Source organism: Kushneria sp. AK178 (assembly GCF_053903105.1).
On record NZ_CP096381.1, the window covers coordinates 1,487,122 to 1,502,706 of the forward strand.

A 15,585-nucleotide genomic window follows, 5' to 3' on the forward strand; every position below is an offset into this window, starting at 1 on the left:
TACAGGAGACTGCATGACGCCTCATCTGATCGTGACCGATCTGGATCGCACGCTGCTCAACGCCGATCATGGCCTTGATGACATGACCGTTGAAACCTTTCAGACGCTCGAGCGCCAGGGCCATTCGCTGGCCATCGCCTCGGGGCGTCACTATCAGGACATTTGCGAGGTCCGGCGCCAGCTCGGGGTCAATGCCCACATCATTTCGGCCAACGGCGCGCACCTGCACGGTCCGGATGACCAATTGATCCACGAGATTCTGGTGCCGCCGGACATCGTGCGTACGCTGCTGGACCTGGATGTCCCGAGCGAGGTGCGCATCAATCTCTATACCAGCGACCGCTGGCTGATCGATGCCCCCGAGCCGAAGCTTTTGGCCTTTCATGAAAGTACCGGGTTTACCTACGACGTGGTCGATATGGCCGGCATCGACGGTCAGCAGGTCGGCAAGGTGCTTTTTATCGGCGACCCTTCGCTGCTCAAGGCGATCGAGACGCGCGTTCGTGCCCACTTCGAGGATCGTACCCACATCACCTATTCGCTTGAAAACTCGCTGGAGGTGATGGACCGGGCAGCCTCCAAGGGGCAGATGCTCAACCGTCTGGCCGCGCAGCTGGATATCCCGGTGTCGCGCACGGTGGCCTTTGGCGACAACCTCAACGACACCGACATGCTGCAAAACGCCGGCCGCGCCTTTGCGATGGGCAACGCCCACCCCGAGCTTTTGACCCGGGCGCCCGCTGCCGAGATGATCGGGGCGCATACCGAGGCCGGTGTGGCGGTGAAGCTGCGCGAGCTGTTTGCCCTGTAGTCGCCGTGTCCCGGCGGTCGGCCCCTGGCGCCGATGACGTCGGGACAGGGCCGGGTCAGCCGTTATTCGCCTTGCCCTTGTCGGCCTTGCCGTCGTCGACGCGCTTCATCTGCTGCCAGAGCTGGCGGCGCAGGTCGGCAAGCTTCGGGGCGCGGTCATCCTCGAACGGCAGCGGGCGCAGCATCCGCAGGGTGCGAATGCCCAGCCGTGCCGTCAGCAATCCGCTGGCCATGCCCTGACCGGCGCGGCTGGAGAGGCGGCCGGCCAGGTTCATCGACAGCAGGTCCATGCTCACCTCGGTGGCCAGCTCGCTGGCACCGGCGAACGCCATGTTGGCGAGTACGGCGCGGAACAGGCGCAGGCGGCTGGCATAGCCCAGCTCCAGACCGTAGAGCGCGGCCAGGCGATCGATCATGCGCAGATTGCGCCAGGCCATCAGCCCCATGTCGATCAGCGTGACCGGGCTGATGGCGACCAGCAGGGCGGTTTCGCTCGACATGCGGGTAATCAGCTGACGGGCGCTGGCATCCCGTGGGGCCAGCACGTAGTGGTTGAAGAGATCGCGGGTCTCGCGGGCGTCGTGATGCGCCTGGCGGGCCTGCAGAAAGTCCTGCCAGTGCGGGTCGCGGTGACCCAGCCCCATCTGCTGGCGCAGGCGGTCACACAGCGACTGCATGCGATCGCCGTCCATCTGCGTGTCCCGGATGTGGGTATCGATGTCCTCGCGCAGACGGGCATGGCGGCGCAGCCGCTTGAGGCGCACAAGCTCGCGGGTCAGCGAGGTGCCGGCCAGTGTGACCACGCCCAGCCCCAGCACACTCCAGGCGCCGCTGACCCAGTCGCCGCTGAACCAGGCGTTCTGGAAGGTCTCGACGGCCTCGACGCCGCCCATGACCAGGGTGCCGGCCAGCACGCTCAGCAGCCCCCAGCGACGCTTTTTCGGCTTTGCCAGGGCGTGATCGAGCGCGCTGTCGATGGATTCGGGCGGCGCTTCGTTTTCGAGCGGATGGTGCACGCTGTCGAGCTGATAGCGTGCGCCGGGGGCCGGATCCACCGGCACGAAGTACCGCTCGGAAGCGGCGGCTTCGGGCGGGGGCTCGGCCGTGGCGGCGGTATCGTTTTGAACATCAAAGCGCCGGCCGGGGCGTGGGTCGTTCATCGCAGCTTGTCTCCCAGTAACCAGTCCAGCGCACTGTCCATGCGAATGTGGGGCAGGGCTTCCCCCGAGGCCTGGGGCGCCGGCTTGAAGGCTGTAAAGTCAAATCCCTGGCGCTGCCAGAAATCGGCATCCGGCAGGCGCGAGGGCACCTCACCGGGGAACATCAGTACCTCTTCATTGGATTCGGTCGTGCCCTTGAGCGCCGGATGGCGCTTGCCGTCCTGCTCGACGGTGCGGGCCTGCGTGGCGCGAATGGCGGCCAGCGACAGGGACTTGACCGGCACATCGGCGTAGCGCAGATCCCGCAGCGGCTCGGCCATCAGCGCCTGGACCAGCGACAGCAGGTTGTCGTGCTGTTCGGGGGTGACGTGATCGGCCTTGGTGGCGGCGATCGCCAGCCGGTCGATGCGCGGATTGAACAGCCGTGACAGGAGACTGCGGCTGCCGTAGTCAAAGCTTTGCATCAGGGTCGCGATGGCGTGGCGCAGATCGTCAAAGACATCAGGCCCGGCATTGAGCGCCGAGAGCACATCCACCAGCACGATCTGGCGGTCAAAGCGGCGAAAGTGCTGGCGGTAGAAGGGGCCGATCACGGTGCGCTTGTAGTGCTCGAAGCGTCGCGCCAGCGTCTGGTAGTTGCTGTCGGCCGGCAGTTCGGAAAGCGCCGCCGGGTCCTGCAGCTGCTCCAGCGGCCATGGAAAGAACTGCAGCACCGGGGCCCCATCCAGTTCGCCGGGCAGCAGAAAGCGTCCCGGCTGCACCCAGGTATAGCCGCCTTCGTTGCGTGCGCTGTTGAGCGAGCGGGCGTACTCGGCGCTGATATCGGCCAGCTGCTGCTCGTCGGCCGTGGCGGCCGGGTCAAGCTCGCCGACCCGTTCGAGAAAGCGCTCGGCAAAGCGTCGCCGCCGCCCCGTCAGCTGCTGACCGAGGGCCTCGCACCACTGCTGGTAGCTCTGGCGCAGCATGGGCAGGTCCAGCAGCCACTCGCCGGGATAGTCGATCAGATCCAGTGTCAGGGTGCGCTGCTCGCCCAGGAAATGGCGGCTGTTGGTTCGGCTCTTGTAGCGAATGAGCAGACGCAGCTCGCTGATGCCACGGGTCGGCGAGGGCCATTCGGGCGGGGTGCCCTGTAGCGAGGCCAGCGCCTGGTCGTAGGGGAAGCGGGGCACGGACAGATCCGGCTGGCTCTGGCGCTGGGCGCCCAGCAATCTGCCTTCGCGGGCACAGCCCATCATGTCCAGGCGGGCATCAAGGCCTGCATGGCGCAGCTGGTTGACCAGCGAAGTCAGAAAGGCCGTCTTGCCGGCGCGCGACAGCCCCGTTACCGCGAGGCGCACCTGCCGATCGAGGCTGCGTTCAAGCCAGTCGCCGGCATAACCGGGCAGCGATAGCGGCATGGTTGTCCTTGTCTGCAGTCATGGTTGGATAAACGGTTCCGATTGTAGCGAATGGCGTGTGACAGCGCCTGAAAGCAATGTGATTGGTAACATGGCACATAGCGTCTATAGTCTAGGCAGTGCTGTAGGTCGCTTACAGCCTTCCCGGCCCGGGCAGGGCATAACATTCAAGCAGGGTGGTTATCAGGGAGAAGACCATGAGCATTATTCTTTGGCTGATCATTGGCGGTCTGGCCGGCTGGATTGCCGGCAAGATCATGCGCGGTGGCGGCTTCGGTATCCTGGGCAACATCGTTGTGGGTATCGTGGGTGCCGTACTGGGTGGCGCCATCTTCAGCATGCTGGGGATCGGGTCCAACAACATCATTGGCTCGCTGGTCGTGGCCGTCATCGGTTCGGTCATCCTGCTGTGGCTGGTGTCCCTGATCAAGGGCAAGGGGAACGGCTAGGCCTGAAACCCTGCCGCAATCTCCCGTCCCGCGACGCCCGGCCATGCCGGGCGTCGTTGTTTCTATCTGTGGTCGGGGCCGTTGCCGATCCGCTCGGCACCGGCCAGGGCACCCGTAAGGGCTGTCGGGCGATCCCGGCAGCCCTTTTTGATGGCGGCAATGGTCGTATGCCGTATTCGGGGCCGTCGGCGGGTAAGGGTTGTCACAGGATAAGATTTGGCCACTTGCCCGGTGATTGTTTTTTTCGGGCCGGAAAATTTATCTACGCTTAAGGGCTGCAAGCTGCCATGACCGGTCGAAAGGCGTCCCCGACACGCTGATCAATGATGACCGGATGCGTTTGTGAAGCGCTGCCAACGGCCAGGCAGACCGGCAGTGCTCCACTGTCGAATTCGATGAGGAGAGACACCGTGGCAAAGAATCCCTATAGCGCGTCCAATACCGATGGCCCGCATGACACTGATTTCAAGACCAGTGATCAGAGCAAGAATGAAAACCTTGAGCAGTTTCGCAATGACGCTGAAGGCCATGATCTGCGTACCAATAACGGTGTACGCATTGCCGACAACCACAACTCCCTGAAGGCGGGTGAGCGTGGTCCGACGCTGATGGAGGATTTCATCTTCCGCGAGAAGATGAACCACTTCGACCATGAGCGCATCCCCGAGCGCATCGTGCATGCCCGCGGTGCGGCAGCACACGGCGTGTTCGAGGCCTATCCCGAGGCGGAGAAGTACTCAAAGGCGGCGGTGTTCAAATCCGGCAAGCAAACGCCGACCTTTGTGCGCTTTTCCACCGTGCAGGGCTCGCGTGGCTCCAACGACACCGTGCGTGACGTACGCGGCTTCGCGACCAAGTTTTATACCGAAGAGGGCAACTGGGATCTGGTCGGCAACGACATGCCGGTCTTCTTTATCCAGGATGCGATCAAGTTTCCCGACTTCGTGCACGCCGTCAAACCCGAGCCGCACAACGAGATTCCGCAGGGGCAGTCTGCGCATGACACCTTCTGGGATTTCGTCTCGTTGATGCCGGAATCGGCGCACATGGTGCTGTGGACCATGTCCGATCGTGCCTTCCCGCGCAGCTATCGTTCCATGGAAGGTTTTGGCGTCCATACCTTCCGGCTGGTCGACAGGCAGGGCAAGGCGCGTTTCGTGAAGTTTCACTGGAAGCCGCTGGCCGGGACGTATTCCTTTATCTGGGACGAGGCGCAGCTGCTGTGGGGCCGCGATCCGGACTTCAACCGCCGCGAGATGGCCACCGATATCAGCAACGGCGACTATCTCGAGTGGGAACTGGGCGCGCAGATCATCGAGGAGGAGGACGAGCACAAGTTCGACTTCGACATTCTGGATGCCACCAAGATCATTCCCGAAGAGCAGGTGCCGGTCACGCCGCTGGGCAAGATGACGCTCAACCGCAACCCGGACAACTACTTCGCTGAAACCGAGCAGGTGGCCTTCAATCCGGGCCATATCGTGCCGGGGATCGACTTCACCAACGACCCACTGCTGCAGGGGCGTCTGTTCTCCTATCTGGATACCCAGATGCTGCGTCTGGGCGGGCCGAACTTCAAGGAGATCCCGATCAACCGTCCGGTCACGCCGGTCCACAACAATCAGCGTGACAGCTTCCACCGCATGACGATCAACAAGGGCCAGGCCTCCTACGAGCCCAACTCGATCGATGACGGCTGGCCGCGTGAAACGCCGCCGGCGGCGGAAAACGGCGGTTTTGAATCGGTCAACGAGCGCGTGGATGCCCACAAGGTTCGCGGCCGCAGTGCTTCCTTTGCCGATCACTACTCGCAGGCCACGCTGTTCTGGAACAGCCAGACAGAGGTGGAAAAGGAGCACATCGTTCAGGCCTATGCGTTCGAACTTTCCAAGGTTGAGCGTCCGTGGATCCGTGAGCGCATGATCCAGCAGATCCTGCCCAACATCGATCTGGACCTGGCCCGTCGCGTCGGCGAGATGCATGGTATTGAAACGCCCGACGAGAAGCCGGCGTCGGCGGAAGAGCTGGGCCACAGCAGCCAGACCGAGTCGCCGGCGCTGAGTCTGATGGCGCGTCTGCCCGGCAACATCAAATACCGCAAGGTGGCCATTCTGGTCGCCGATGGGGTCGATCTTGATCAGGTCACGGCGCTGCAGTCGAAGCTCAAGGCCGAGGGCGCGCAGGGCATGATCATTGCGCCGAGCATGGCCCCGGTGAAGGCCAGCAATGGCAATACCATCGCGCCGGACGCCATGCTCAACGGGCTACCGTCGGTCACCATGGATGCGGTGCTGATTGCCGGCGGCGCGCAGAGCATCGAGACGCTCAAGGCGAGCGGTCAGGGACGCTACTATCCGCAGGAGGCCTGGAAGCACCTCAAGGTGATTGGCGCCGTGGGCGAGGGCAAGGACCTTCTGGAAGCGGCCAATATCAGGATGGATGAAGGCGTGCTGACGGGGGATACCGTTGATGCCATCTTTGATGATTTTAAAAAGCTGCTCGGCCAGCATCGCGTCTGGAGCCGTAATCCGGAGGCCAACACTCAGCCGGCCTGATTTTACGGATCAAGCCCCGCTATCCGATGATTGATAACCCCGGCCCGGCCGGGGTTTTTATTGTCCGCTGGTGGATTAACATATTATGACCATCCGGAGTGGACGTTGGCACAAGAGCTGCGTATGTTGCTTGCCAAACCGGCGACTGCCAGTCATCTACCAGAAGGCATGGCGGCTCTGCCCCGCTTACGTCAGTGCTTTGAGTGGACATCATGGCCTCTTCCAAAGAGCGATTCATCGGACTCGAGTGGCTGAGATTCTTTCTCGGTCTCTACATCGTTATTTTCCATACCCTGCACAACTATCCGTCCATTAGAAGCTGGTCGGGCTATGTCACGGATCTGGGGTTTTTCTCGACCAGTACCTTTTTCATTTTGTCAGGCTTTTTGCTGGCCCATGTGTATCTCAACGACCAGAACGAGATGCGCGAGTCGGCCAGAAGCTTCATGACCAAGCGCTTTGCCAATCTCTATCCGATCCATATCGGCTCGTGTCTGCTGGCCATGGCGGTGTCGGCAGGCGTGGGCTATCTGGCCCTGACGGCGCAGGATGCCGGTACGTCGCTGCGCTTTGTGCTCTACGACGTCAACAACGACACCGGGATCGTCAATCCCGAAGCGCTGCGCCACACCATGGGCGACGTCGAACTCTGGTTCAATGTCGTGCTTAACGTCTTCATGCTGCATGCGTGGAACCCCTACTATCTGACGTTCAACCCGCCGTCCTGGTCCATCTCGGCGCTGTTTTTCTTTTATCTGACCTTTCCCTTCATCGCACCGCGGCTCATGAGGATCAAAAGGACGCGACCGGCCATTTTGATCACCAATCTGGTTTATCTGGTGCCGCCGCTGCTGGTAGTGGCCTTTACGCCCTATGACATGCCGGAAACGGGCATTCTGCATCGCAACCCGATCATTCGACTGCCCGAGTTCATCGCCGGCATTTTGCTGTGTGCCTTTTACATGCAGCAAAAGGACGCCGGCAGGCGGCTCAAAATGCGCGGCAAGCTGACGCTGGCGCTCTATATCGTGGTGTGCTGTCTGGTGGCCACCTGGCTGCTCGAGCAGGGCCGGGCGTGGTACTACCTGCTGCATAACGGGTTGCTGCTGACGGCCGAAATGGCGTTGATCTATCTGTGCGTGCATATCCCCCCGCCCGGCAGCAAGCGGGTAACTACCCTGGCCGGGCGTCTGGGCGGGGCATCGCTGCCCATGTTTGCCCTGCATGTGCCGCTTTATGTGATCTTTACCCGCAGCGAGCAGATCCTGAAGGGCGAGCCTTCCCTGTGCCCCGACAATCTGCGCCTGTGCCTGGCGGCGGCCGGCGATATCTCGATATGGCTCTATCCGGTCTATCTGCTGATGACCGTCATCCTCTGCGTACTCTTTCAGGAGCAGTTCGTGGTTCGGATACGCCGCTGGATTCTGGGGTGGATGCTGCCCTCGGCCCCGGTGCGTCAAAAGACGCACGCCGAACGCATGGCCGATCCGCGGGAACCCCGCTGAGGGAAGGGGGCGGTCCAGGTTACAATAAGGACCGCCCCGCAATGGCGTGATCGAACATCTGTCCCATGAGGTATTTTTTGAAAGAGAGCCTGCAGACCTGGTGTGCCCAGCGTCTGGCCAGCCACGGCTGGCATCGTGAGGTGCCGCCCGAGCGTGCCATGAGCGTTTCTCGTGCCCTTGCCCGCCTGCGCAGCATGGATATCGAGGAGCCCGGCGCGCTGGGGTGGCAGATGGTGGGACGTGTTGATCAGGCGCAGCGTGATGAAGCCGTCACCATGCTGGTACTGGCCTTCAATGCGCAGTGGCTGGATGAATCGGCCCTGTCGCAGTGGCTGGGCTGGCTTAAAGAGGGCGCGTCGCAACCGCCCTGGCCCGATCAGGGCGACAGCGTGATCTGGCGGGCCCGCGCCCCCTTCGGGCCCATCATGATCGACAGCCCCGACAGCGCTGCGCTGGAGCGTGAGCGCACCGGCCATTTTCTGGACCGGGTCTGGTCCATTCATGATCGCGAGGAGCTGATCCGCATGCTGCTGTGGCTGGCCGGGCAGGGCCACCGCCATGGCTGGGAGCTGGATCATCAGCGCTTGACGGCCATGACACGGGCGCAGCGCCTGAAATGGCATGCGCGCATGGCGCCGCAGGCCACCTATGCCGCGACGCTCGAGGCGCTGGTTGTGCAGGGCCAGCCCCGCGATGTGGCGGCCTGGGACTGGCTGCGTCTGGTGGATCTGGCCTGGGCCGGCATGGCCATGGGCTGGCTCGATCAGGAGGAGGCCAGAGGCTTTGCCGCCCACGGCGTGGACCTTCTGAGCTGTCGCTACGAGAGCTGGCATGACGTGGCGCTGGCCTGGCAGCGCGGTCGCAGTCTGCATGAAGGGCTCGATCTGATGGAGAACGTTACGGCGGACTGGCAGCTGCTGCTCGAAGCGCCCGACGGCCCGTGGCAGCGACCGCTGCATCAGCTGCTCGATGATGATCTTCGCCGCCGCTCCAGGGCCATGATCCGCGAGCTGCGCCGTAGTGCTCGCCACTGGGCGCTGGCCGTGGCCTCGGTCAGGGAGCCGGATCTGCTGTATCGCCAGCATGTGGCGCCCGCGGTCGGCGACGACCATCGCCGGCAGAGCCGGGAGTATCTCACCGACATCCTGGACTGGCGCCCGGAAGAGGGTGTGGCGGGGCTGTCACGCTTCTGGATGCCGGGGCAGGTTCACCATCTCAATCAGCTGGCCTCTGATGCGCGTCATGGCAGACTGCCGGAAACCGCAACGCCCTTTGGCACGCCGTCGGCCGAGCTGCTGGCCTGTCGTCAGTCGCTGGCGGCGTGTGCGTCGGTCTCGGCCACGATTTTCATGGCGGAAAAATACGCCTTTCATCTGCAGATGTTTGAAAGCGCCGACTATGGTGAAACCGAGCGGCTGACGCGTTATTACACGCGCCTGGCCGCCACGCTGAGCCGTCACTATCGCGATATGGACACCATGCTGGAGGCCTGGGCGCAGTGGGAGCGGCTTCTGCCCGAGGACAGCTCGCAGGGGTCTCTGGCGGAAGATATCGAGTGGCATCGTCATGACCCCGGCAGCCCCTTCCACTGGCTGACCGCGCCTGCCGGGGTCCATGATGAGCCCGGCAGGCGCCCGTCGCTGTCACGGTTTACGGCGCTGTCGCTGTCGGGCCCTCTCAATACCGTGCTCTGGGGCGAGCCCGAAAGGCAGTATGGGGCACAGGCCAATGACATCCGCGAGTGGCTGGAGAGTCATTACGGCATCAGCGCCGACACGCAGCTGACCCGCTTTCTCGATTTTCTGGTCGAGGCGGGGGACCGCCAGGAATATCTGATCAACTACGCCCCCTATACCCTCAATCAGCGACGCCTGGCGCAGGAAATTGCGGTGCTCGAGTCCGCGGATCGCAGCGAGGACGAAAATGTCCATCTGGAAAGACTGCGTCGCGTGCTCAACAACGATCACCAGTGCAACGACATCGACATGGCCGCATGGGATATCGCGCAGCTGGTGGACCTGGCCGCTGCGGCGCGTCAGGTGGGCTGGTTGAGTGTCGAAGGACTCCACTATTACCTGGATCAGGCGCTGACACTGGCATCGCGCCACTATAGCGGCTGGTGGGCCTACGGCAGGGGCATGCTGGCGGGGTACAGCTTTTTCATGATGGCCACCCCCGAGCGCGAGCAGTTTCTGGCGGAATTCAGTCAGGCCATGACGGCCTGGCAGACAGGACTGCCACCGCTGGCAGGCTGCTGGGCCAGTCTCGACTTCCCCGGGCACCGTCTCGGGCGCTGGCCGCCGCTGCATGCCGATACGTTGCCGGGAGATGCCCGGGTGCTGCATTAACGGCACTTCGGGTTACGTTCGGCATTGTCCTGTTACTATCGACTGACCTTCGATTAATGCTTTGGTCACAACAAGAGTGATTTGATTAGTTTTTAATACTCGCCACACCCGGTCGAATTCCTTACCATCCTGAAGGCGCTGTAGCCGGCGCCTTTCGTTACGTTCCACGCGATACTTTCAGGATGTCTCCAGTGCTCGATCAACAAAAAGGGCCGTCTATATGCGGCGAATAATCGTGGGTAGTCTGGTGTGTCTTGCCCTGGGGGGGTGTGCTGCTTCGCAGTCCGGGTCACAGGATGGTGTACAGGAGAGGGCCATGCTTTCGCTTTCGACGGTCAAAACGTCGAAAGCGAAAGCGGGAAGGCACTTTCGCCAGGCCTACAGCACACCCGGGGACGCCTATTCGGCCGATGTCGAGGCCGCGTTGATGGCGGAGTACGATACCTGGGCGGGCACGCCCTACCGGTTCGGCGGCGAAAGCAGCAGCGGCATCGACTGTTCGGCGCTGGTACAGCAGGTCTTTCGGGACAGCTTCAGCCTTGACCTGCCGCGGACCACGGCCGGTCAGGTGCTCACCGGTCGTCGCATCGACAAGTCATCGCTCAGACCCGGTGATCTGGTCTTTTTCAGACCGTGGCGCGGTGATCGCCATGTCGGCATCTATGTCGGGGAGGGGCGTTTCATGCACGCCTCGAGTTCGAAGGGGGTCAGGATCTCCCGGCTGGACAATCCCTACTGGAGCCGGCATTACTGGCAGTCGCGCCGGGCGCTGAATGCTGACATGGTCGCCATGCGCACACCCTGACGTTCCAGCGCTTTCGGGCAACGGGCCGATACCGCCATGGTATCGGCCCGTTTTGTTTTGATGCTCCAAGGGGCCGTAGCAGGGCGGTCCTCATGGCACGGCCCCGACCATCTTTCCCCGGAAAGCCGCTTCTGTCGAAAACCCTTGAGAGGTCAGCCGGTCCGATGCTGACCGGTCTGCATTTCTTGTACAAAGTGTATAAAAATGTTGTACGATAATGGCGTAAAAGGCTGGCAGGATGCCGGTCTGAAAATGGACTTCAGGATTTGTCAGGTATGGATACCCGAGTTGCAGGTTCTTCGGCACGCGCCATCGAGTCGGCGCCCCTTCCATTGGCTGTCACGGTGCCCGACAGCGAGTCATCCCCCCACCCGATGCATGACCGGCCCTGTGGTTACGGCGTGTCGTTGCTGGATATTGCACCCCATCATCGGGTGCTGGACATGTATGGTGCCAGCCAACAGCGCATGCGGACGCTCGCCGGTGCGCTCGATGAGCGGGGTGAGCTGGTCGCCAACATCATGGGGGCGCTGTCGCTGGAAAACGCCTCGCTTCGATACCGGCCCGACAATGTGGTCATGACCCGGCTCGAGGATGAGCGTCTTTCCCGCAAGGAGATGGGGGCCTTTGATCGGGTGCTGCTCGATATTCCGGCACTGATCGGTCGACATCTGTCACCGCGACAGCGCGCCGAGCGACTGGTGTCCCTGCTGCTTCGCGCCATCGAGCTGTGCCGCGAGGGTGGTCGGGTGGTGTACATGACGCACGGCCACCCGGCACAGAACAATGAAATGGTGGTCGATCAGGCCATTAATGATGCCCACAAGGGTGTGGCCATGGGCAGTATCAATTTCCCCGGTGCCATCGCCCGCTCGGGAGATACCTGCTGTAATGGCCAGCAGCTTGACCCCCGAATTGCCCGTGCGTTGCATGTCATGGACCACACGGGCGGCGATGATCGTTTCATGGCTGTGCTCGAGTGCGGGCGCTCGTAGATCGGGCGCCCTCCGCACAGGTCAGCATCGACGCCGGTACCCCCCATCACTACAATGACGCCTCCCTTGCCGCTGGTATCGAGGATGTCTCACTTGATCTTTCGCCTGCGTGGTTCATGCCGGGTGGTCATGACATGGACGGCGCACCAGCTGGTGACCTGGCGCATTTCACCGGCAGGGCTTGCCCTGGCGGCCATCGTGCTCGCCGTGATCACCGCGCCCCTGTTGTATGCCCATCAGTCCGTGCTGGCGGTACTGGCCGTGGCCCTGTATCGCCTGCTGAGCGTGCTGTCCGGCTGGGTCTCCGGCGCCCTGGGACACGTCGATGCCAGGCAGCGCTATCTGCGCCCCTTCATGGAAATCATTTTGATTCTGTCGGTCATGAGCGGACTGTCGCTGTATTCGCCCGGACAGCTTTTCTGGCCCGCGCTCGCTCTGGTGATCGTGGTGCTGGTCTTTGATCTCGAGAGGCGCCTGGCGGTACTGCTTCAAAACGCCTGGCAGTGTGTCATTAAAACGGGGAAATTCGAGTACGGGGTTGATCTGGCCACGGGCAGCGTCGGGCGTACCCTGCTGCTGATGTCGGCCTGCTACTGGCCGCAGAGTCTTGCCTGGAGCGGGGTCGGATTTGCGGGGGGCTGTCTGGTGGTGCTGGCCTGGCGACTGGTATCCAACTACCGGCTGCTGGGCCGCTGCCCGGAGACAGCGGCGCCAGCGCCTGTCATTGAACAGGTGGTTTCTGACGCGCCGCACGGTCAGACATAAAAAAAGGCAGCCAATGGCTGCCTTTTGAAACACCGACCGTTAGTGATCAGTGCTCATGACCGCCTTCGCCGTGTACGTGGCCGTGCTCGAGCTCTTCGGCACTGGCTTCACGGACTTCTTCGACGCTGACGTCAAAGTTCAGGGTTTCACCGGCCAGCGGATGGTTGCCGTCAACGGTGACCGTGTCGCCTTCCAGCTTGGTCACGGTGACCAGCAGCGGGCCGCCTTCGGTCTGTGCCTGGAACTGCATGCCGGGCTGAATGTCTTCAACGCCCTGGAAGGCATCACGCGGCACTTCCTGAACCAGAGAGGGCTGGACTTCACCATAGCCTTCGCTGGGCTCGACCCGTGCCTGAAGCGTGTCACCTGTGGTCTTGCCTGCCAGCTCCTTCTCCAGGCCGGGGATGATGTTGCCGGAACCGTGCAGATAGGAAAGCGGATCACGACCTTCAGAGCTGTCGAGGACTTCCCCGGAATCGTTTTTCAGAGTGTAGTGAAACGATACGACTGTGTTCTCTGCGATCTGCATGATAAGGGTCCTTTTGCGTCGGTACGTGTTGGTTGCTCTCTAACGGTCGGGGCATCGTTGCCATCAATGCGTGCCGACGTGCTGACTCATCAAGATGGCGACGGCCACATATTTTTCAACCCCGTGTGGCTCATCAATCGCGCTTTTTTTGCGATATCATGCCAGCATGGTGTCGAGCCGCATGCCGGCCGGTGTCATGGAGACCCCGCGGCACAGGCATTGTGCCCGGACTCATACGGAATTATAGACGTTCAAACACCCGCGCAGGAGAGCTTATGACCATTGCTGTCATCTGGATTGTTATCTTTGCCATCGCAACCGCGCTGGCCTGGAAGAGCTGGGAAAACGGCTTCGGCAGGATGGTCAATCGCTGGGTGCCCGCCATGCTGCGACTGGATGATGATCAGACCAGTCGCATTACCTGGTGTGTCGTGGCGGGGGTGTTGTTTGCCACGCTGATGACCAACCCGGCGTCCATGCTGCTGACCCTGGTATTGATCGCCCTGATTGCCCTGATCGTGCGGGCCGTCATTCGCTTTGCCCTGAGCAAGGTGCATTGACATGCCCGGGCGCCATTTGTCGGGTCGGCTGTAGATCGACACCGGCAGGGCGTCAGGGATTCAACGCCATCAAAAAGGGCTCCCTCGGGAGCCCTTTTTGACGTTGCGCCCCGGGCAGTTGAGCGGTCAGTGCGAGATGCCCCTGTACTCGCCGGCATCGCTGGTGGCGCGGCTGACCGCCACGATGGCAATCAGCGAGGCGATAAAGCCGGGGATGATTTCATAGATGCCCGGGCCGCCCAGAAACGCGGCGTTCCAGCCTAGCGCGATCCAGACCATGACCGTGACGGCGCCCGCGACCATGCCGGCAATGGCGCCGGCACCGTTGGTGCGCGACCACATCAGCGACAAAAGGATCAGCGGGCCGAACGCCGCACCAAAGCCTGCCCAGGCGTTACTCACCAGGCCAAGGACCTGCGAGTTCGGATCGGAGGCAATGATGGCGGCCACGATGCCGACCAGCAACACGCTCACTCGACCGACCGTCACCACTTCCTTCTCGGAGGCCTGCTTGCGCAGAAACAGGCGGTAGAAGTCCTCGGTCAGCGAGGAGGAGGCCACCAGCAGCTGGCTGGAGATGGTGCTCATGATCGCCGCCAGCAGGGCCGCGTAGAGGAAACCGGTCACCAGCGGATGGAACAGCAGATTGGCCAGAACGATAAAGATCGTTTCCGGGTCCTGAATGTCCATGCCGTTACGAACGGCGTAAGCCCGGCCGAACAGGCCCAGCGAGACGGCACCGATCATGGAGATCAACATCCAGCTCATGCCGATGTTGCGCGCCGTGGGCACATCCTTCAGGGAGCGGATGGCCATGAAGCGCACGATGATGTGCGGCTGGCCGAAATAGCCCAGTCCCCAGGTGACCGCGGAGAGCCAGCCGATGAAGGTCAGCCCGTCCGTCCAGGACAGCAGGGTGGGATCAACCTCGTTGAGGGTCTGCGAGGCCTGGCCGAACCCGCCGCCGCCTTCACCGAAGAGCACCACGGCCGGCATGATGACCAGTGCCAGCATCATGATGCAGCCCTGCACGAAATCGGTCAGGCTTACTGCGAGAAAGCCGCCCACCACCGTATAGACCAGTACCACGCCCAGCGTGATGATCACGCCGGTGCCGTAATCACCCAGCCCGCCGATGTTGATCAGGCCCGAAAAGGCGCTCTGGAAGAGCTTGCCTCCGGCGACCAGGCCGGAGGCCGTATAGATGGCGAAAAAGACCACGATGACAATGGCCGACACCACCCTCAGCGACAGGGACCGGGTAGGGAAACGGTTGGCCAGAAAGGCCGGAATGGTAATGGCGTTGCCGTAGTGCACCGTCTGTTCGCGAAGGCGCGGGGCGACCAGCAACCAGTTGAAAAAGGCCCCCAGCAGCAGACCGATGCCGATCCAGGCCGAGCCCAGACCGGAAGCGAACATTGCCCCGGGCAGCCCCAGCAGCAGCCAGCCGCTCATGTCCGAGGCGCCGGCCGACAGCGCCGCCACCTTGGGGCTGAGCGTGCGGCCCCCCAGGATGTAATCTTCGGAGGTCGATGTCGAGGTGCGCATGGCATACAGACCGATACCGATCATGAGCGCAAAGTAGGCAAAAAGGCTGATCCAGACACCGATAGCCATAAAATTCTCCTGTGTTCTGATTATTGGGTCGGAAGGTTTCCTGCAGGTGTCATGCGCAGGGCGGGCGCGAATGGGAACCCCTTTGGCCAA

General features: G+C 62.2%; 13 protein-coding genes. 9 read left to right on the plus strand and 4 right to left on the minus strand.

The annotated features are described in order from the left end of the window. The first annotated feature begins 13 nt into the window (after positions 1–13). Positions 14–811: an HAD family hydrolase gene (locus tag M1D97_RS06630; RefSeq protein ID WP_456269942.1), complete on the plus strand. Its 798-nt coding sequence runs from the start codon at positions 14–16 to the stop codon at positions 809–811. 55 nt (positions 812–866) lie between these two features. On the opposite strand, the gene M1D97_RS06635 is transcribed toward M1D97_RS06630, so the two are convergent. Then, positions 867–1,970, minus strand: a complete 1,104-nt coding sequence (locus M1D97_RS06635) for a YcjF family protein (protein ID WP_456269943.1) — start codon at positions 1,968–1,970, stop codon at positions 867–869. Continuing rightward, positions 1,967–3,367 carry a YcjX family protein gene (locus M1D97_RS06640; RefSeq protein WP_456269944.1) on the minus strand — a complete coding sequence of 467 codons (1,401 nt, stop codon included), beginning with the start codon at positions 3,365–3,367 and terminating at the stop codon, positions 1,967–1,969. Before M1D97_RS06640 ends, M1D97_RS06635 begins: the two co-directional genes overlap by 4 nt. 197 nt (positions 3,368–3,564) lie before the next feature. Between M1D97_RS06640 and M1D97_RS06645 the strand changes: the two genes are divergently transcribed. From M1D97_RS06645 to M1D97_RS06675, 7 genes are all read left to right on the plus strand, one after another. Further along, on the plus strand, positions 3,565–3,816 hold the full coding sequence (locus M1D97_RS06645) for a GlsB/YeaQ/YmgE family stress response membrane protein (protein ID WP_456269945.1): 252 nt from the start codon (positions 3,565–3,567) through the stop codon (positions 3,814–3,816). A 410-nt stretch (positions 3,817–4,226) separates the two neighbouring features. Next, complete coding sequence (gene katE / locus M1D97_RS06650) at positions 4,227–6,371, plus strand: catalase HPII (RefSeq protein ID WP_456269946.1); 2,145 nt, start codon at positions 4,227–4,229, stop codon at positions 6,369–6,371. A 212-nt stretch (positions 6,372–6,583) separates the two neighbouring features. Next, the gene (locus M1D97_RS06655) at positions 6,584–7,876 is read left to right on the plus strand and encodes an acyltransferase family protein (protein WP_456269947.1); all 1,293 of its coding nucleotides are present in this window, start codon (positions 6,584–6,586) and stop codon (positions 7,874–7,876) included. Between the two features lie 65 nt (positions 7,877–7,941). Then, entirely contained in the window at positions 7,942–10,224 is a 2,283-nt protein-coding gene (locus M1D97_RS06660) for a DUF1266 domain-containing protein (RefSeq protein WP_456269948.1), read from the plus strand. A 316-nt stretch (positions 10,225–10,540) separates the two neighbouring features. Beyond that, positions 10,541–11,029, plus strand: a complete 489-nt coding sequence (locus M1D97_RS06665) for an NlpC/P60 family protein (RefSeq protein ID WP_456269949.1) — start codon at positions 10,541–10,543, stop codon at positions 11,027–11,029. A 275-nt stretch (positions 11,030–11,304) separates the two neighbouring features. Then, positions 11,305–12,024: a hypothetical protein gene (locus M1D97_RS06670; protein WP_456269950.1), complete on the plus strand. Its 720-nt coding sequence runs from the start codon at positions 11,305–11,307 to the stop codon at positions 12,022–12,024. An 84-nt stretch (positions 12,025–12,108) separates the two neighbouring features. Next, positions 12,109–12,789 carry a hypothetical protein gene (locus M1D97_RS06675; RefSeq protein WP_456269951.1) on the plus strand — a complete coding sequence of 227 codons (681 nt, stop codon included), beginning with the start codon at positions 12,109–12,111 and terminating at the stop codon, positions 12,787–12,789. Positions 12,790–12,835: 46 nt separating this feature from the next. On the opposite strand, the gene M1D97_RS06680 is transcribed toward M1D97_RS06675, so the two are convergent. Next, positions 12,836–13,318, minus strand: coding sequence for an FKBP-type peptidyl-prolyl cis-trans isomerase (locus tag M1D97_RS06680; RefSeq protein ID WP_456269952.1), 483 nt, complete (start codon positions 13,316–13,318; stop codon positions 12,836–12,838). Positions 13,319–13,593: 275 nt separating this feature from the next. Here M1D97_RS06680 and M1D97_RS06685 point away from each other — a divergent pair, with 275 nt between their 5' ends. Continuing rightward, a complete protein-coding gene (locus tag M1D97_RS06685) occupies positions 13,594–13,878 on the plus strand; it encodes a hypothetical protein (RefSeq protein WP_456269953.1) in 285 nt (94 codons plus the stop codon). Between the two features lie 126 nt (positions 13,879–14,004). Here M1D97_RS06685 and putP read toward each other — a convergent pair whose 3' ends face one another. Continuing rightward, positions 14,005–15,495: a sodium/proline symporter PutP gene (gene putP / locus M1D97_RS06690; RefSeq protein WP_456269954.1), complete on the minus strand. Its 1,491-nt coding sequence runs from the start codon at positions 15,493–15,495 to the stop codon at positions 14,005–14,007. Positions 15,496–15,585 lie beyond the last annotated feature (90 nt).

Coding starts and splice junctions, on each gene's coding strand:
- putP (WP_456269954.1), bottom strand. CDS start 15,495: ATGGCTATCGGTGTCTGGATCAGCCTTTTTGCCTACTTTGCGCTCATG.
- M1D97_RS06680 (WP_456269952.1), bottom strand. CDS start 13,318: ATGCAGATCGCAGAGAACACAGTCGTATCGTTTCACTACACTCTGAAA.
- M1D97_RS06670 (WP_456269950.1), top strand. CDS start 11,305: ATGGATACCCGAGTTGCAGGTTCTTCGGCACGCGCCATCGAGTCGGCG.
- M1D97_RS06685 (WP_456269953.1), top strand. CDS start 13,594: ATGACCATTGCTGTCATCTGGATTGTTATCTTTGCCATCGCAACCGCG.
- M1D97_RS06635 (WP_456269943.1), bottom strand. CDS start 1,970: ATGAACGACCCACGCCCCGGCCGGCGCTTTGATGTTCAAAACGATACC.
- M1D97_RS06660 (WP_456269948.1), top strand. CDS start 7,942: ATGAGGTATTTTTTGAAAGAGAGCCTGCAGACCTGGTGTGCCCAGCGT.
- M1D97_RS06640 (WP_456269944.1), bottom strand. CDS start 3,367: ATGCCGCTATCGCTGCCCGGTTATGCCGGCGACTGGCTTGAACGCAGC.
- M1D97_RS06655 (WP_456269947.1), top strand. CDS start 6,584: ATGGCCTCTTCCAAAGAGCGATTCATCGGACTCGAGTGGCTGAGATTC.
- M1D97_RS06645 (WP_456269945.1), top strand. CDS start 3,565: ATGAGCATTATTCTTTGGCTGATCATTGGCGGTCTGGCCGGCTGGATT.
- M1D97_RS06675 (WP_456269951.1), top strand. CDS start 12,109: ATGTCTCACTTGATCTTTCGCCTGCGTGGTTCATGCCGGGTGGTCATG.
- M1D97_RS06665 (WP_456269949.1), top strand. CDS start 10,541: ATGCTTTCGCTTTCGACGGTCAAAACGTCGAAAGCGAAAGCGGGAAGG.
- M1D97_RS06630 (WP_456269942.1), top strand. CDS start 14: ATGACGCCTCATCTGATCGTGACCGATCTGGATCGCACGCTGCTCAAC.